Source organism: Clostridia bacterium (genome assembly GCA_026414765.1).
Lineage (GTDB): Bacteria > Bacillota > Clostridia > Acetivibrionales > DSM-27016 > SKW86.
In genome coordinates, this window is record JAOAIJ010000016.1 from 172,727 (window position 1) to 189,564 (window position 16,838).

Consider the following 16,838-nt stretch of genomic DNA (forward strand, 5'->3'; position numbering starts at 1 on the left):
CTAGGAAATAATAACCAATGTATATTGTAGTTTTACTATACTATGAAACTTAGCTTTAACCGTTATTATGTACAACTTCCCAAAACCAATCCGGGAGAACATATCATTTTTGCCCGGATATATCACTTACTGATGCAAATGGATGAGGGTATCTTCCGTTTTTTTCAGTATAGGATTTCATATATATCTTGGATTTGATCTGAACCGCTTGCTTCGGACAATAATTCAGACATGTATAGCACAGGTAGCATTTAATATTCTTCCGCCAAAGAGGCTCACCAGCTCGCATTTCAATCTTTCCCGACAGGCAGACTTTTTCGCAAATACCGCAGCCCGTACATTTGGAGTCTGCATAGTAATATCTGTTTGTACGGGTTATATCGGCCCAGAAGATACCTAAAAGCACAATGCGCTCCAATAAGAAGTTAACGGGCTTAATAAAAGGAAAATCGATATAATCCGAGTCCTTCTTCAGATACTTTTCTCTGTTAGTAATGATTCCGGAGACAAAATCCAGCTTATTCCGGATTTCCGACTCCATCCTTGATATGCTTTCACTGTTTGGAACATCATAATCCTCAAATTTTGGGTCATTGCTGAGCATTGTAAGTGTAAAGCCTGAATCTAAGCATTTTCCTTTTCTCTTCAGTATTTTGTTTACTGAATTAAGAGCAAGGCACTTGGTGCCGGCACGTGTTACGAGTGAAAATACATAGCTGGCTGAATTTAGATCAAGCTTCTTTAAGAAAATCCTTACCGGTATGGGAATAGTCATACCGTGAAGAGGGAAAATAAAGCCTGCAGTTTCTCCATTTACTTTAATGGTATCCTGTTTTAGAAGGCTTACGATAGGAATAAGCTTTGCTTCCGGAAGCCTTTTTTGAAGCTCTTTTGCCACAAGCAGAGAATTGCCTGTTCCTGAAAAATAATAGATTTCTGTTTTGCTCATAACGAGTATTCTCCTATAATTTAGTTACCCTGACAATAGGTATATATTATGGGACGTAAATAGTCAGTTAATAAGTAAAGTATACTATATTTATCAAATAATGTAATCAAAAATCAGGTTACCGTTTCTGGCGTCTGTTCTTAAAGTCATTTTTCCTGATTGTCTTAAAGATTTTTACATCCGACAGCAGGTATAGAAATAACATAACCTGTGAAATAGGCGGGTAATCCGGGCAATAATTCATAATACCGTTATCAAGCTACCAATAATAGTCGATATATATTATAATTAATAAATAAAATTGTAAAAGGACATAGGTAAGTGCTATGGATGGCAATATACTGATCCTGGATTATTCTGAGTTTGAGAGGGAAAAAATAAAGTTTCTGTTAAAGCTTATAGGCAGCTTTAATATCATTGAAATACCTTCTATAAATCAATACTATACACTGATGGATAGTATTGACGACATATCCCTGATTATAATGGATTTAGCATTTCCCGACGAAGCACAGGGTTTTGAAATCCTTGGTTTGCTGAGAAAGTCATGTAAAGATATTCCTGTAATCATAGCTACCAGGTCCGAAAAGCTTGAATACAGGGATCAAGCCGCAAAAATAGGTGTTTATGACTATATTATAAAGCCATATAATTCAAGCCGCATGGAAAATTCTATACGCAGCGTGATAAAGGTAGAAAACAGATTTTATTATGACACTAAAGGGATTGATGAGATAATAATGTCCTTTGACTACTACATAGAAAAGCAATTCCATATGGCTGACGCGATAAAACAGCCTCTCTCAATAATTTTTATTAGTTCCCTTGAAGAAGGGACTGGCAGCTCCTCCAATGATAGTTCATTTCCTGAAAGAAAAGAGAGGGCCTGCTCGACTGCTGTAAACACTGTAAGGCCCATGCTCAGTGCTACAGATACAATGGTACTGAACAAAAATGGTGATATATTGGTAGTATTGCCTTTGACAGACTTGGCATATGCGAAGCTGTGTAAGGAGAAGGTAGTTGAGAATATCACTGCGGATTTGGAAAAGGTAGGGGAGAGGTATGCAGATTATTTCCGAACCATCCAGGTGACGTACCCTGATGAGGGTAAGGATTTTCAAACACTAATGAAATGCGCTTTTAGCAAAATTGCAGATAAGGAATTGTACAGCAAAGCCGCTATTATAACTCAGGGAACAAGGAGTTATGCAAACAAACTATACAGCAAATATTCAAGATGGTTTTAACTATACAAAAACCACTCTTAATGAAGTGGTTTTTGTATAGTTCAGCGTAGATATATTCATAAAAGGTAATTTTTCTAAAAATAAATCATATATGATCCATAGGCAGATCAAAACTCTGCTTGTCAGTACTTAAGACCATGCTTGTCTCAATTTTGTTGACACCCGGGAATGTCAGGAGAGTATCGATAAGGAAATCACGGCAGGAGGCAATATCCGGTGATATTATTTTTAGCAGGTAATCCCAGGAACCTGTAATGTTGTAACACTCCAAAATCTGCGGTGTCTCCTTAACCTTCTTAAGAAAAGCATTTGAGGTATTTCTATTATGCGGAGACAAATTCACATAAGTGAATGCCATAACTTCCAATCCAACTCTTTTCTCATCAAGAATAACGGCATATTGTTTTATCACACCCAATTCACGAAGACGTTTTGTACGGCTTAGGCATGCGGAAGGGGATAATCCGATTTTCTTTGATAAGTCTATGTTGGTTATTAAGGGATCACTCTGCAGGATTTTTATTATGTCCTTATCACAGCTATCAAATTCCATAGGCATGATTGTATGCTCCTTTGTGAAAAATGATATAAGATATCCGGATAACAGAGCCGGTATAGCTATTAATCATCTAAAGCCTGCCTGATATCCTCTATAATATCATCTACATGCTCAATACCAACAGAGAAACGTATCAAATCTGGCTCAATACCAGCTGAAATCAGCTGCTCATCCGACAACTGCCTGTGAGTTGAGCTGGCAGGGTGTAGGACTGCTGTCCTTGCATCTGCTACATGGACAACTATAGCAGCAAGCTTAAGCTTATCCATAAACCTTACAGCAGCTTCACGGCCTCCCTTTACTCTAAAGGACAGTACACCGCTGCACCCGTTTGGAAGATACTTTTTGGCCAGCTCATTATACTTGTCGCTTCTTAATGCCGGATAGCTTACGGAAAGCACTTTGCTGTTTTTTGAAAGGAATTCTGCAACTTTATTTGCGTTTTCGCAGTGTCTTTCCATTCTTAGGTGCAAGGTCTCAAGGCCTATATTTGTTAGAAAGGCATTCATGGGACTCATACAGTTTCCGAAGTCTCTCATGTATTGAAGCCTTGCTTTGGCTATGTAGGCAGCATTTCCAAAAGATGCCGTGTATACGATGCCGTGATAAGATGGGTCTGGCTGCGTAAGCGAAGGGTATTTTCCGTTATTCCAGTCAAAATTGCCGGAATCGACGACTACACCACCGACGCTTGTTGCATGGCCATCCATATATTTGGTAGTTGAGTGTGTAACTATATCTGCCCCATGTTCGATCGGCCTTAGCAAAATCGGTGTCGCAAAGGTGTTATCCACTATCAGCGGTACACCGTTTTTACGGGCAATTCGTGCAAACTTTTCTATGTCGAGAACACTGATTTTTGGGTTTGCTATGGTTTCTCCGAATAGCGTTTTTGTATTTGGCTTGAAAGCTTTCTGAATTTCATCTTCTGAGCTGTCCTGATCCACGAAAGTCACTTCAATACCCATTCTTTTCAGCGTCACCGCAAACAGGTTATATGTTCCTCCATATATAGTGCTGGAGGATATGATATGATCTCCGCTTTCACATATGTTCATAATGGCAACCAGGGAGGCAGACTGCCCTGATGATGTGCATAGAGCACCTACGCCGCCTTCGAGAGCGGCGATTTTATTCTCTACGCACTCGAGGGTCGGGTTGCTTATCCGGGTATACATATGCCCAGCAGCTTCCTGATCAAACAGCCTGGCAACATGCTCGGTAGAGTCGTACTTATACGTAGTACTCTGATATATAGGAAGGACGCGTGTATCACCGTTACCAGGTTTATAGCCTTCCTGCAGACATTTGGTTTCAATTCTCCATGAACTCATTCCATACACTCCTTTATATTATTGGTTTGACGTTAGAAAAAAATATTTGTTTGTATAGTTTTAATAACAAAAAATATAATTTGGGATATTATTAATAATACAATATAATATTCTGTGAAGTCAAGGAAAAAGTGAACATATGTCTAAAGAGGCATTTGGCCTTATAGATACTGGTGGACTTAACACTGAGTAGACAAATAAATATATTATATTGAAAAATTATTCCTATATTAGTCTACAGCAAAAAACCGAACGTCTGAAGTAAACGTCCGGTTTTGATATCTCTATTTTATTGGTCTTCCTACTTTCAGTCTTGCCAGAGCCCTCGCCAGTGCAGCTTGCGAACGTATATATTCAGCACGGCTCAGTTCCCTGCGAAGCCGTTCTTCTGCTCTTTCCTTTGCAGCCTTGGCTCTGGTTACGTCTATTTCATCAGGCCATTCAGCTGTATCAGTGAGGATAACGGTTTTATCCTGCTTTATTTCCATAAAACCTTCGGTTATAGCTGCATCAAGCCATTCGCCGTTTTGTTTTATCCTTAACGGACCTATTGCTACAGCAACTACCATAGGTGTGTGTCCAGCAAGAATACCTATTTCTCCGTCAGGAGTTTTCAGAACTACCATTTCTACCTGACCGGAAAAAAATTTTCTGTCAGGAGTTACTATTTCCAAGTCAAATGTGGATGCCATAAATACACCCCCTACATATCCTTGGCTGCTTCATATACTTCATCGATGGTACCTTTCATATAGAAAGCAACTTCAGGGATATCATCCATCTTACCATCAATAATTTCCTTGAATCCGCGGATAGTTTCTTTAATAGGAACATACTTTCCTGAGTAGCCAGTGAATTGCTCGGCTACGAAGAAAGGCTGCGACAGGTATCTTTCGATCTTCCTTGCTCTGAATACGGTAAGCTTGTCATCTTCCGACAGTTCATCCATACCAAGGATTGCGATGATATCCTGGAGTTCTTTATATCTCTGTAATACTTCCTGTACGCGTCTTGCTACATTATAATGATCTTCACCTACGATACGCGGGTCAAGAATTCTTGATGTAGAATCAAGAGGGTCAACAGCAGGGTAGATACCCTTTTCAACTATCTGCCTTGAAAGAACCGTAGTAGCATCAAGATGGGCAAAAGTCGTAGCCGGCGCTGGATCTGTAAGGTCATCGGCAGGAACATATACAGCTTGAACGGATGTAATTGAACCTTTTCTCGTAGATGTAATTCTTTCCTGCAATTCGCCAACATCTGTTGCGAGTGTAGGCTGGTAACCAACGGCTGACGGAACCCTGCCAAGCAAGGCTGAAACTTCGGAGCCTGCTTGTACAAATCTGAATATATTATCTATAAACAAAAGAACATCCTGTCCCAGTGTATCCCTGAAGTACTCCGCCATAGTCAACCCCGTAAGGCCGACTCTCATTCTTGATCCTGGTGGTTCGTTCATTTGGCCGAATACCATTGCAGTCTTCTCGATAACTCCTGATTCAGTCATTTCATGGAGCAGGTCATTACCTTCCCTAGTTCTTTCACCCACACCGGTGAAGACTGAATAACCGCCGTGCTCGGTTGCTATATTTCTTATAAGCTCCTGTATAAGAACAGTTTTTCCAACACCGGCTCCACCAAATAAACCGATTTTACCGCCTTTTGCATATGGGGCAAGGAGGTCTATTACCTTTATACCGGTTTCAAAGATTTCCGTTGCAGGCTTTTGATCCTCAAAGCCGGGTGCAGGTCTGTGTATCGGGAGAAATTCAGTTGCAGGTACATCACCCTTTTTATCGACTGGTTCACCCAGTACATTAAAAACTCTACCAAGAACTTCCTTACCAACAGGTACCTTGATAGCGTCTCCGGTGTCTATTGCTTCCATACCTCTTACCAGGCCGTCTGTTGATGACATGGCAACACATCTGACTGTATCATTGCCAAGGTGCTGCATGACTTCGGCAGTGATATTGGCACCGTTATTATTAATCCTTATAGCATTATAAATTTTTGGAAGTGAACCGCTTTCGAATTTAACGTCGATAACAGGTCCAATTATTGATACTATGCTTCCAGCTTTACCGGACATTATATCCACCTCATTCCGTATCTGATTGACTATGGGCAATTGACAAATGGAGTTTTAGTCAAATATCAATTCCAAAGTCGGTTTGTTAATGACTATAAACTAGCTTGTTACATATATTACAGTTGACCTTTATTTACTCTGATAACTTTTTGTTGCTCATTGCAAGTTGCTAAACGTTCGCCAATCTATTCAAGTGCGGCTGCTCCGCCTACTATTTCGGATATTTCCTGAGTTATTGCAGCCTGTCTTGCTCTATTGTAATAAAGATTAAGCCTCTGAAGCATTTCGTCTGCATTTGAAGTTGCATTGTCCATGGCAGACATTCTGGCACTCTGTTCACTGGTGAAAGCCTCAACAAGTGCACCATACACTATGCCTTTTACATACTTTGGTACGAGTACATCAAAAACTGCTTTCGGGGAAGGCTCATAACTTAAAATTTCATCAATTTTCACATCAGCTTCTGATTCTTCTATCCCAATATCCTTCCTTAAAGACTCCAGTTCCAGAGGAAGCAATTTCATAATAGTAGGCTCAAGCTTTATAGAGGAAACCATTTTAGTATATACCAGATATACTTCATCCACTTCTCCCTTGCTGAACATCTGGAGAAGGTTTTCGGATATTTCCCTCGATCTGTATACTGTAGGATCTTGAACTGAATAGTCGAAATCCGGGTCTACATTATAGTTATTCCTGGTGAAGTAGCCCCTGCCCATATGGCCTGCTACCAATAGCAATGATCCGGCATTTTCTTTGACTTGTTCTACAGTCAGCTTGATAATGTTATGATTATAGCCTCCGGCAAGACCTTTATCTCCTGTAATGACCAGATAGCCCTTCTTTTTACCTTCCTTCTCATTTCTCACATCAAAGAATATGTTGTTTATGTTTCCGCTGTGCTGAAGTATATCTGCCATGGTTGCTTTGACCTTGTCAAAGAAAGGCAGGGTTTGTTCAAGCTGTTGTCTCGCTTTCTTAAGCTTGGCAGCGGATATTAGCTTCATGGCCTTTGTAATTTGCCTTGTTTCTTTTATACTCTTTATCCTAAGCTTAATCTCACGCATGTTTGCCATGATATCACCAACTATCTTAAAAAGTCTTTTATGAACTCTTCTACAGCCTTCTTTAGAGCCTCTTCAGTTTCAGATTTCAGCTCTCCGGTTTCAACAATAGCTTTTGGTATCTCCGGATATCTGTCCCGGATAAATCTTACAAGGTCTGTATTAAACTTTCTTACTTCTTTTATGGGTATTTCCATAAGGTATTTGCTTGTTGCAGTATAAAGTACTATTACCTGGTCTTCTACCGGCATTGAACGGTATTGGGGCTGCTTTAATGTTTCTACAACCCTTTCACCCTGTGCAAGTTTGTCACGGGTAGCTTTGTCCAGATCGGAACCGAACTGTGCAAAAACAGCAAGCTCTCTGTATTGAGCAAGGTTCATTCTGAGTGGGCCTGCAACTTTTTTCATGGCCTTTATCTGTGCAGCTCCACCAACCCTGGAAACGGATAAACCAACGTTTACAGCTGGCCTCTGGCCTGCAAAGAATAATTCGGACTCAAGGTAAATCTGTCCATCAGTAATCGATATAACATTTGTCGGGATATATGCAGAAACATCACCGGCAAGTGTTTCGATTATCGGTAAAGCAGTGATTGAGCCGCCGCCCAGTTCGTCGCTTAATTTAGCAGCTCTTTCAAGGAGCCTTGAATGGAGGTAGAATACGTCACCCGGATAAGCTTCTCTTCCCGGTGGGCGCCTCAAGAGCAAGGACATTGCCCTGTAAGCAACAGCGTGTTTTGAAAGATCATCGTATATTATAAGAACGTCCTTGTGGTCTGTGTACATGAATTCTTCAGCCATTGCCACACCGGCGTAAGGAGCGATATACTGTACCGGAGCCATTTCACTGGCTGTTGATGATACTACTATTGTATATTCCATTGCGCCAAACTGTTCAAGAGTATTAACTATACCTGCAACAGTTGAAGCTTTTTGACCTATGGCAACATATATACATATTACATCCTTACCCTTTTGGTTGATGATTGTATCAATAGCTATGGCAGTTTTACCCGTCTGCCTGTCACCTATTATCAATTCCCTTTGACCTCTACCGATAGGGGTCATGGCATCTATAGCCATAATTCCTGTTTGAAGTGGTTTATTAACGGATTTTCTGTCAATAACACCGGGAGCTGTATAATCTATAGGTCTATATCTGTCTGTCTGTATTTCACCTTTACCGTCAAGGGGCAGTCCCAGCGGGTTTACAACCCTGCCTATAAGAGCTTTCCCAACAGGTACTTCGACAGTCTTACCTGTACGTTTTACAGAAGTGCCTTCTCTTATTTCCTCTGCATCACCCAGTATAACGCAACCGACATTGTCTTCCTCAAGGTTAAGCGCCATACCTTTTACGCCACCTTCAAATTCGAGCAACTCACCGTACATACAGCCTTCAAGGCCATAAATTCTGGCGATACCATCACCTGACATGAGAACATATCCTACATCTTCGGTTTTTGTCTTTACTCCATAATTTTCAATTTGCTGTTTTATTATTGAGCTTATTTCTTCAGGCTTCAAATTCATATTAACCTCCATTTCCCCAATGTGCCAAATGAATTGTCCCACTGGGCACACAAAAAGTGTTGAAACACTTTTTTATGGGGTTAAATTTAATTTAATGCGCTATCAGAGCATAGCTTTCCAGACTAAGGTCTTTCAAACTATCACGTCTGTAAACCAGTTGACAGTCGACAATGGACAAATCTACAGTAGAAATATACGATTAACTGTATGTGCCACAGTCGTTGTTGCCAGCTAATTAGTATTTATATTTATTAAACTTTATGTCTTCTACAATTTACTACCCAATTAATGAAGCAAACCTACGAATATTGCTTCTGTCAGCCTTCCACTATCAGTTGCTTCAGACCTTCAAGCCTTCCTTTAACAGAACCGTCTATTAGCTTATCTCCGATCTTGACCTTTATACCGCCTATTAACGATTTGTCAACGACCAGTTCTGCTTTTACGGCTGTAGAATTATGAAGCCTGCGGTATTTTTCCTTTATGGAACCGATTTGCACTTCTTCTAGCGGAACAGCTGAGACAATGGTCATATACAGAATATTCTTCATTTTGTCGGCAAGCTCTGAGTATTCTTTATTAATCCCATTTAGTAAGTTTATACGGCCTTTGTCCAGAAGCAGCAGAAGGAAATTCACCATTTCCGGTTTTAATTTGCCATCGAAAAGCTTCTTGACCGTGTCCTTTTTTATTTCGTTCTTTACTTCGGGATTCAGGAAAAAGCACTTAAAATCTGATTGGTTATTGAAAATATCTACAACATATTGAAGCTCTTTCTGAAACACATCTGAGTTTCCGCCTGTCAAAGCTACATCTATCAGAGCTTTTGCATACCTTTTTTCTACAATTGGCATTATGCAACACCTGCCTCATCAATAAACTTGTTGACGAGAACCTTGTTGCTTTCAGTATCCATATTGGCTTCTATAACCTTTGAGGCTGCTGCAAGCGCAAGGGAAGCCACTTCACTTCTTACATCCTTCAGCATCTGGATTCTTTCACGTTCTATCTCTTCTCTAGCTTTCAGCATAGTGCCCTCAGCATCTTTTTTTGCTGCCTGAAGAATTTCTTCATATTCCTTATTGGCTCTGGAACGGGCTTCGTTTAATATCTTATCCGCCTCGTCTTTAGCTGTCCTCAACTGATCTTCATACTTCTTCTTCAATTCTGCTGCATCTGCCTTGGCCTTTTCAGCATTATCAATGGAATCCCTGATCATTTTTGTCCTGTTTTCCATATGCTGAGTTACAGGCTTGAACAGTGTTCGTTTTAGAAGAAAGTAAAGAATCAGCAAATTTAAGGCAACTATCAAAAATTTTATTTTATCCAAGCTTTCAAACATCTATATTCATCCTTTCAAAAATGACATCAAACAGCCATTCAGGTAATTTTCCAGGAGATGTAATTAATTTTACTAAAATATGCATTTGCAACCAGGGGGAAGTATGCTTCCCCTGATTGCGGAAGACCTGTTAACCTATTTTTCCGATTAAGATCAAAGAGATAACAAAACCATATATTGCGGTTGCTTCTGCAAGTGCTGATGCTACAAGAGTAACTGTCATAATTTTTCCTGAAGCTTCGGGGTTTCTTGAAACTCCCTCAGCGGCCTTGGAAGCTGCAATACCTATTCCTATACCTGCTCCTAAACCCGTAAAAACCGCTAGACCGGCACCAATTGCTACTAATCCACCTATTGGCATTAAATTCACCTCCTTATTCGACTGCCTCAGTAATATAAATTGAAGTTAAGAAAACAAATATATAAGCTTGTAAAGCACCATCAAACAAATCAAAATACAGACTGAAAAGTGCTGGCACTACAGGGGATACAAACCCATAAAGAAGCTCCATGACGATATATGCTGCCAGAATGTTTCCAAAAAGCCTTAAAGACAAGGACAGTGTCCTTGTACCATAGTCCAGGACATTAAATGGTATCATTATAGGGGAAGGCTTTGCAAGTGACTTTATCCAACCCAAAAAACCCTTATACCTAATTGCTGAGAAAAATACCAGCAATATGGACATCATTCCCATGGCAGCAGTTACGTTCAGGTCTTTTGTTGGAGGGGCAATTACATAATGCGGAAGATGTTCAAAGAACTTTATTCCGGTGAGATGGTAAAGCTCTTCGCCGGTAGGAAGAACGCTGAATATCGATACAATATTTGATACTACAAGGAAAAGCAGGATGGTTCCCAGATAGGGGGCAAAGGGTCTCCAGAAGTGACCCATGTTATCTTTAAGGAAATTGTTAACAAATTCCACCAGTGATTCTATTGCATTCTGCTTTCCTTCAGGAATAGTTTTCAGCTTTCTAGTAAAAACATAAGCTAAAATGACAAGAACAGCCATTATTATCCACATTGTAATAATACTATCTGAAATCGGTATTTTTATTCCAAAAACATTGAAAGAAAAGATATCGTTTGACTCCATCACATGATTTAAATCTTCCATAATGAACACCTTCTTATTCGAAATTGTTATGTGTTATGCCAAAGCCCTCAGTCAGTGCGTTGATGAACAAAACAGAAGGAACAAGCAAAATACCCGCTGTAGTGCCTATAAAAAGGTAAAAGTTAAACAATATAGATACTACCAATAAAGCAACGGTAGCCAGTTGATTCAATATGTATTTCAAAATACTGCGCATTATTACGGTATTTTTATCGTGGTGTCCCAAAAAACGCATATACATAGTAGCGGTGGAACTGAATTTGAATACACTGAAGAGACTACCCAGTATCAACCCCAATAGTATAAACCATTTATGGTGTAAAAATACCAAGTCTACTATGACTAAAACAAAAAAAAGCACTAAAACCCGTCTTACTATAAATTTTTCAATCTTGCTGTTTAACAATTTGCTTTTCCTTTTATTGTTATTAAAAATGTTAAAGTATTTGTCGTTAGTTGCCGATAAATTGAATATGCAAAAAGGCTTTAAAATACTTTTTAATTAATATTAAAACACATTTAAAGCCCCAAACGACAAAATATTAAGCAGTGCGAAAATAAATTTTATAAAGATAATATCACAGTAAGGGGTTTAAATCAATACCCAGATTGACTTATTTTTAACAAATTCCAATTGAATTGTTTCATACCTTTGTGTTATTGTTATATACATATTCAAAGGTTTGAATTGCTTGATTTCTGATAAGTATGCATATTTATTGGTTTACTGATGAGTTGCATAATGGTATCGTCTGTACACTGAGGTAATCTTTATTTTTTTGTAGGGTAAAGTGATTAAAACAAAAGACTAAGAACTTGTTAGGAGTGGACCGTATGGATTTAGGTGCAATAATTGGGTTGGTAATGGCGTTTATGGGTCTAATACTTGGATTCTTGATTGAAGCCAAATTTCAGTTTGGAAACCTTGCAGGGCTTATTTCTACACCAGCAGCCGCAATAGTTTTTCTAGGTACTATAGGAGCTGTAATGCTGAGTTTTCCGATGTCGGAGTTAAAAAAAATACCCGGGGCAATGAAAACCATATTTACTATAAAAAATTATAACGAGATTGACATAATAAATCAGCTTGCAGAACTGTCAGAGAAAGCGAGAAAGGATGGACTCCTCAGTCTTGAGCAGGATGCCCAAAACAATGAAAATGAGCTCATAAAAAAAGGTTTGGCGCTGGTTGTTGACGGTATAGAAACTGAGGTAATCAAGGACATACTTGAGCGAGAAACCGAGCTCAGAGGGCACATACATGAATCTGCTGCAAAGATATTTGAAGCTGCGGGAGGCTTCTCACCTACCATGGGAGTTTTAGGGACAGTTGCAGGTATGGTTAATATACTTGGACACATGGGCGGGGACACTACAGAGCTTGGACACATGATAGCAACAGCATTCGTTGCAACTTTATACGGGGTTTTATTTGCCAACGCGGTATATTTGCCTTTTGCGTCAAGGATAAAATCAAAAGCTGAACGTGAAGCTATGATAAATGATCTGATCATAGAGGGGCTTTTATCCATACAGGCCGGAGAAAATCCAAGAATTATCAAAGAGAAGCTTAATCTTTCCCTTCTTGAAAAACTGCATGGACACGGGGGAACAAAGCAGGAAGCTCAAGCTGAAGCGGAGGGATAAATATTGGGTAAACCAAAAGAGAAAATTATTAAAGATAACGCTGAGCGTTGGCTGCTGACATATGCCGATCTTATGAATCTTTTGTTGATATTTTTTATCATATTGTATGCAATAAGCCAGGTAGACCAGCAGAAATATGAACAGCTGGCGCAATCTTTAAGTAACGCTTTCGGGACGAATACAGGCAGTACGGTCAGACCTGTAAATCCAGGTGGGGGAAACTCCTTTGTACCTATGCCTTCAAACAAGCCATCCTCTGTTATTTCCTCAAACATGGAGGAGGAGCAGATGGATGCTGTAAAGGAAAAGGTTACTAAGCTTGCTAAAGACGGAGGATTGGAAGGCAAGATAGATGTCAAGATGGAAGAGAGGGGAATAGTAATATCGATTACTGCCCAACTTCTGTTCAAACCTGGAAGTGCAGACATAGAAGCTGGGTCGAAGCCTACTATTCAGGAAATAGGTATAATCCTCAAGAATATCAGTGGAAACAATATTAGGGTAGAGGGGCATACAGACTCAGATCCCCTATCCAATAATTCCAAATACATAGACAATCTGGAGCTTTCAACAGCTCGTGCAAATAATGTATTGAGGCTTTTAGTTAAGAATGCAGGAATAAATGCGGGCAATATATCTTCAGCCGGTTATGGAGAGCAAAGGCCGGTGGTGCCGAATACAAATGCTGCAAACAAGGCTAAAAACAGAAGGGTAAATATAGTAATACTTAAAAATGTCTTTGACAAAACGGAGCCTGGAAAACTTGGGGAGCAGGATGCAAATAAAGAAGCCCAAAATGGCACAGAACAGTCCGAAGCCGGACATGAAGGCAATGAGGGACATGGGCAGGAAAGTGAAAGTGCTCATTAATAAAAGAGGTCTTCATAATAAAAAAACAAGGCTGGAAACTTCCAGCCTTGTTTTTTTATTATGAAGAAACCCTGTATAATTTTGTCTCGAACTTTATAATTATTACCGTGTATTGGCTATACCCTGAACTTCTGTGGCTTTTCACTGCTGTAACCGAACTCGTATAATAACGCTTTAACAATCCTTTCAGATGCATGGCCGTCCCCATACGGATTAACAGCCCTAGCCATTTTGTTATATTCTTCGGTACTTTCAAGCAATTCCTCGGCGAGTTGAATTATTTTACTTTCTTCAGTACCTGCAAGCTTTACCGTTCCTGCGTTTATGGCTTCAGGCCTTTCAGTTTCATTTCTCAAGACCAGAACAGGCTTTCCGAGGGATGGAGCCTCTTCCTGCAGGCCACCGGAATCTGTCATAATGATGTATGATCTGTCCATCAGGTTGTGCATATCCTGGACATCCAGCGGGTTAACCAGATGTACTCTGCTGTGCCCTCCCAAAATATCTCTTGCAACCTCCTGTACGGCAGGATTAAGATGTACGGGATAGACTACCTGTATGTCAGTGTATTTGTCTGCTATATACTTAAGAGCACGGCAAATATTTTTAAGAGGTTCGCCGAGATTTTCTCTTCTATGTGCAGTGACTGTTATTACTCTGCTGCAATTGTAATCAATTTTTTGCAGATTTTCATTTTCAAAAACATAATCTTTTTTTACTGTTGTTTTAAGAGCATCTATTACGGTATTTCCGGTTGTATAGATTTTATCATCCTGTACTCCTTCGTTTAGAAGGTTTGTCTTATTTGTTGCTGTTGGGGCAAAGTGTATATCTGATAGGGCAGCTGTAAGTTTCCTGTTCATTTCTTCAGGGAAAGGGAAATACTTATCAAATGTCCTTAGGCCCGCTTCCACATGTCCTACAGAAATATGGCTATAAAAGGCTGCCAGACTGCCTACAAACGTAGTGGTTGTATCTCCGTGTACCAGCACGATGTCAGGTTTGACCTGCTCAAATACCTGGCTTAACCCTTCCAGGGACCTTACTGTTATATCAATTAAGGTTTGTCTGTTTTGCATTATATTCAGATCATGATGAGGAGTTATTTCAAACATGTTTAAGACCTGGTCAAGCATTTGTCTGTGCTGGGCAGTAACACAGACAATGGATTCTATCTGATCGGATTTCTCCAGTTCCTTTACAAGAGGTGCCATTTTGACTGCTTCAGGCCTTGTGCCGAAAACTGTCATTACTTTCAGTTTGTTCATTATTATGCTCCTTAATCAAAGTAAGTTTTATAGCAGTTCGGAAGATATATCCTCTCTTTGCGGTTTGCTGTCTTTACCTTCATCTATATCCGGATTATCCGGATTTGAACTAGTATCCATTAAAGCCCTGCCATTAATTTCTTTATTAATTTCAGTTTCATCCTCGTTACTCAGCTCACTCATATATCTCGCTCCGCCTATAACAAAAATAGATACTGCTATGACTAATATAATTGCACTCAGAGCACCCTTGTCCGCAAGGACAATAGCACATAGACCCAGTGCGGCACTTACGGTATACATGACGACAACTGATTGTTTATGGGTAAGTCCCATATCTATCAGACGATGGTGCAAATGCCCCCTGTCAGCCTCCATAATGGGCTTTCCTTGTAATAATCTGCGTATGATCGCAAAGGCAGTATCAAATAGGGGAAGACCCAGAACCAATAGGGGTATAGCTATAGCAATGGCGGCATACTGCTTTAGAGTACCTTGTATGGATATGACTCCTAAAGTAAAACCAAGAAAGTTAGAGCCCGTATCACCCATGAATATTTTTGCCGGATTAAAGTTGTAAGGAAGGAATCCCATGGCCGACCCTGCTAGAGCAGCAGTGATCAATGCCATATCCCATCTCTCGGTTATTACTGACACAAAAAACAGCGAGAGTGACGCTATGGAAGATACTCCCGCAGCAAGTCCGTCCAGACCGTCTATGAGATTTACTGCATTAGTTATGCCTACAATCCACAGAATAGTTATGGCATAAGATACGATCGGATTTAGCTCAGACATACCTGATGCAGCAAATGGGTTTGTCAAACGTGGTATACTTGTACCGGTGAAAACTACAGTAAAAGCTGCTGCAAGCTGAAATATAAGCTTATACCTGGCCCTTATCTGCTTGATGTCATCTACTATTCCAATAGAGGTAATAATCAGAATTCCGGCCAGGAAGCCTATAAATTGAACGTTAGGCTTAAAAGCGCTGGCAGTATTTATGTATGAACTAAAGGAATTGTATAATACTGCTATAAGGAAACCTGATATGATAGCCAATCCACCAAGTCTGGCAATTGGTTTTTTATGCATCCTTCTATTATCTCTGGGTATATCTATAGCACCAGCTTTAAATGCTATCTTCCGTGCGATAGGAGTAGCTGAAAAAGCTACAATAAAGGACAATATAAAGGATATGATATATTCATAAAACACAAAAGCACACCTTCTTTAAGTGAAAATCATTACAGGGCATTTTACTTTATGGTGTTGTGGATTGACTTATTATGATTTTCACATGATAGTTATTTATTAACTCTTTTTATTGTTATAGCTTAACAACTCTTATGCCGGCTTCTTTCAAAAGCTCCATAGAAAGGTCATCAGGATAATCACCCCTGAAAACCACTTTCTTAATACCCGCATTTATGGCCATTTTTGCACAGAGGACGCATGGCTGGTGAGTTACGTATAAAGTTCCGTCCTTTACACTGGTCCCGGAGTACGCAGCCTGTACGATCGCATTCTGTTCGGCATGTATAGCTCTGCAAAGCTCATGTCTTTGACCTGAAGGGATTTTCAGCTCATCTCTCAGGCAACCGATCTCAGAGCAATGCTTACAGCTCATAGGAGCTCCATTATACCCAGTTGAAAGAATTCTTTTATCCTTGACTATCAATGCTCCAACTTGCCTTCTTATACAGGTTGATCTTGTCTTGATAAGATCAACTATATCCATAAAATATTCATCCCATGAAGGCCTCATATTTATAACCCCCTAATAAATCAATTGAGTACCGGC

The 16,838-nt window shown here is 39.8% G+C and carries 18 protein-coding genes; 3 read left to right on the top strand and 15 right to left on the bottom strand.

All coding sequences use genetic code 11. The features are described from left to right. Window positions 1–103: 103 nt before the first annotated feature. Complete coding sequence (locus tag N3I35_05540; GenBank protein MCX8129550.1) at window positions 104–949, bottom strand: EFR1 family ferrodoxin; 846 nt, start codon at window positions 947–949, stop codon at window positions 104–106. 326 nt (window positions 950–1,275) lie between these two features. On the opposite strand from N3I35_05540, the gene N3I35_05545 reads away from it, so the two are divergent. Beyond that, window positions 1,276–2,199 (top strand): response regulator, encoded by a 924-nt coding sequence (locus N3I35_05545; protein MCX8129551.1) that lies wholly within the window; start codon window positions 1,276–1,278, stop codon window positions 2,197–2,199. A gap of 85 nt (window positions 2,200–2,284) precedes the next feature. Here the strand turns inward: N3I35_05545 and N3I35_05550 are convergent, their stop codons facing one another. From N3I35_05550 to N3I35_05600, 11 genes are all read right to left on the bottom strand, one after another. Next, on the bottom strand, window positions 2,285–2,758 hold the full coding sequence (locus N3I35_05550; protein MCX8129552.1) for an Lrp/AsnC family transcriptional regulator: 474 nt from the start codon (window positions 2,756–2,758) through the stop codon (window positions 2,285–2,287). Window positions 2,759–2,820: 62 nt separating this feature from the next. Continuing rightward, a complete protein-coding gene (locus tag N3I35_05555) occupies window positions 2,821–4,092 on the bottom strand; it encodes an O-acetylhomoserine aminocarboxypropyltransferase/cysteine synthase (GenBank protein MCX8129553.1) in 1,272 nt (423 codons plus the stop codon). 284 nt (window positions 4,093–4,376) lie between these two features. After that, complete coding sequence (locus tag N3I35_05560; GenBank protein ID MCX8129554.1) at window positions 4,377–4,784, bottom strand: F0F1 ATP synthase subunit epsilon; 408 nt, start codon at window positions 4,782–4,784, stop codon at window positions 4,377–4,379. Between the two features lie 11 nt (window positions 4,785–4,795). Continuing rightward, window positions 4,796–6,187, bottom strand: coding sequence for a F0F1 ATP synthase subunit beta (atpD, locus tag N3I35_05565; GenBank protein ID MCX8129555.1), 1,392 nt, complete (start codon window positions 6,185–6,187; stop codon window positions 4,796–4,798). A gap of 185 nt (window positions 6,188–6,372) precedes the next feature. After that, window positions 6,373–7,263: an ATP synthase F1 subunit gamma gene (gene atpG, locus N3I35_05570; protein ID MCX8129556.1), complete on the bottom strand. Its 891-nt coding sequence runs from the start codon at window positions 7,261–7,263 to the stop codon at window positions 6,373–6,375. 11 nt (window positions 7,264–7,274) lie between these two features. Further along, window positions 7,275–8,786, bottom strand: coding sequence for a F0F1 ATP synthase subunit alpha (gene atpA / locus N3I35_05575; GenBank protein MCX8129557.1), 1,512 nt, complete (start codon window positions 8,784–8,786; stop codon window positions 7,275–7,277). Between the two features lie 317 nt (window positions 8,787–9,103). Continuing rightward, on the bottom strand, window positions 9,104–9,640 hold the full coding sequence (locus N3I35_05580; GenBank protein MCX8129558.1) for a F0F1 ATP synthase subunit delta: 537 nt from the start codon (window positions 9,638–9,640) through the stop codon (window positions 9,104–9,106). Continuing rightward, window positions 9,640–10,128 carry a F0F1 ATP synthase subunit B gene (gene atpF, locus N3I35_05585; GenBank protein MCX8129559.1) on the bottom strand — a complete coding sequence of 163 codons (489 nt, stop codon included), beginning with the start codon at window positions 10,126–10,128 and terminating at the stop codon, window positions 9,640–9,642. The genes N3I35_05580 and atpF overlap by 1 nt, the downstream gene beginning before the upstream one ends. Window positions 10,129–10,258: 130 nt before the next feature. Further along, window positions 10,259–10,483, bottom strand: coding sequence for an ATP synthase F0 subunit C (gene atpE, locus N3I35_05590; protein ID MCX8129560.1), 225 nt, complete (start codon window positions 10,481–10,483; stop codon window positions 10,259–10,261). 19 nt (window positions 10,484–10,502) lie between these two features. Then, on the bottom strand, window positions 10,503–11,249 hold the full coding sequence (locus N3I35_05595; protein ID MCX8129561.1) for a F0F1 ATP synthase subunit A: 747 nt from the start codon (window positions 11,247–11,249) through the stop codon (window positions 10,503–10,505). Between the two features lie 13 nt (window positions 11,250–11,262). Beyond that, window positions 11,263–11,655 (bottom strand): hypothetical protein, encoded by a 393-nt coding sequence (locus N3I35_05600; GenBank protein ID MCX8129562.1) that lies wholly within the window; start codon window positions 11,653–11,655, stop codon window positions 11,263–11,265. Window positions 11,656–12,083: 428 nt separating this feature from the next. Here N3I35_05600 and N3I35_05605 point away from each other — a divergent pair, with 428 nt between their 5' ends. Together N3I35_05605 and N3I35_05610 are read left to right on the top strand one after the other, a co-directional pair. Next, window positions 12,084–12,896, top strand: coding sequence for a MotA/TolQ/ExbB proton channel family protein (locus tag N3I35_05605; GenBank protein ID MCX8129563.1), 813 nt, complete (start codon window positions 12,084–12,086; stop codon window positions 12,894–12,896). A 3-nt stretch (window positions 12,897–12,899) separates the two neighbouring features. Further along, entirely contained in the window at window positions 12,900–13,766 is an 867-nt protein-coding gene (locus N3I35_05610) for a flagellar motor protein MotB (protein ID MCX8129564.1), read from the top strand. Window positions 13,767–13,882: 116 nt separating this feature from the next. Here the strand turns inward: N3I35_05610 and wecB are convergent, their stop codons facing one another. The 3 genes from wecB to N3I35_05625 all read right to left on the bottom strand — a co-directional run bounded on the left by wecB (window position 13,883) and on the right by N3I35_05625 (window position 16,802). Then, window positions 13,883–15,034 carry a UDP-N-acetylglucosamine 2-epimerase (non-hydrolyzing) gene (gene wecB / locus N3I35_05615; protein ID MCX8129565.1) on the bottom strand — a complete coding sequence of 384 codons (1,152 nt, stop codon included), beginning with the start codon at window positions 15,032–15,034 and terminating at the stop codon, window positions 13,883–13,885. A 27-nt stretch (window positions 15,035–15,061) separates the two neighbouring features. Further along, window positions 15,062–16,252 (bottom strand): undecaprenyl/decaprenyl-phosphate alpha-N-acetylglucosaminyl 1-phosphate transferase, encoded by a 1,191-nt coding sequence (locus N3I35_05620; GenBank protein ID MCX8129566.1) that lies wholly within the window; start codon window positions 16,250–16,252, stop codon window positions 15,062–15,064. A gap of 112 nt (window positions 16,253–16,364) precedes the next feature. After that, window positions 16,365–16,802 (bottom strand): cytidine/deoxycytidylate deaminase family protein, encoded by a 438-nt coding sequence (locus tag N3I35_05625; GenBank protein ID MCX8129567.1) that lies wholly within the window; start codon window positions 16,800–16,802, stop codon window positions 16,365–16,367. Window positions 16,803–16,838: the final 36 nt, after the last annotated feature.

Coding starts and splice junctions, on each gene's coding strand:
- N3I35_05625 (MCX8129567.1), bottom strand. CDS start 16,802: ATGAGGCCTTCATGGGATGAATATTTTATGGATATAGTTGATCTTATC.
- atpD (MCX8129555.1), bottom strand. CDS start 6,187: ATGTCCGGTAAAGCTGGAAGCATAGTATCAATAATTGGACCTGTTATC.
- N3I35_05580 (MCX8129558.1), bottom strand. CDS start 9,640: ATGCCAATTGTAGAAAAAAGGTATGCAAAAGCTCTGATAGATGTAGCT.
- atpA (MCX8129557.1), bottom strand. CDS start 8,786: ATGAATTTGAAGCCTGAAGAAATAAGCTCAATAATAAAACAGCAAATT.
- N3I35_05545 (MCX8129551.1), top strand. CDS start 1,276: ATGGATGGCAATATACTGATCCTGGATTATTCTGAGTTTGAGAGGGAA.
- atpG (MCX8129556.1), bottom strand. CDS start 7,263: ATGGCAAACATGCGTGAGATTAAGCTTAGGATAAAGAGTATAAAAGAA.
- N3I35_05595 (MCX8129561.1), bottom strand. CDS start 11,249: ATGGAAGATTTAAATCATGTGATGGAGTCAAACGATATCTTTTCTTTC.
- atpF (MCX8129559.1), bottom strand. CDS start 10,128: ATGTTTGAAAGCTTGGATAAAATAAAATTTTTGATAGTTGCCTTAAAT.
- N3I35_05560 (MCX8129554.1), bottom strand. CDS start 4,784: ATGGCATCCACATTTGACTTGGAAATAGTAACTCCTGACAGAAAATTT.
- N3I35_05605 (MCX8129563.1), top strand. CDS start 12,084: ATGGATTTAGGTGCAATAATTGGGTTGGTAATGGCGTTTATGGGTCTA.
- N3I35_05540 (MCX8129550.1), bottom strand. CDS start 949: ATGAGCAAAACAGAAATCTATTATTTTTCAGGAACAGGCAATTCTCTG.
- wecB (MCX8129565.1), bottom strand. CDS start 15,034: ATGAACAAACTGAAAGTAATGACAGTTTTCGGCACAAGGCCTGAAGCA.
- N3I35_05550 (MCX8129552.1), bottom strand. CDS start 2,758: ATGCCTATGGAATTTGATAGCTGTGATAAGGACATAATAAAAATCCTG.
- N3I35_05555 (MCX8129553.1), bottom strand. CDS start 4,092: ATGAGTTCATGGAGAATTGAAACCAAATGTCTGCAGGAAGGCTATAAA.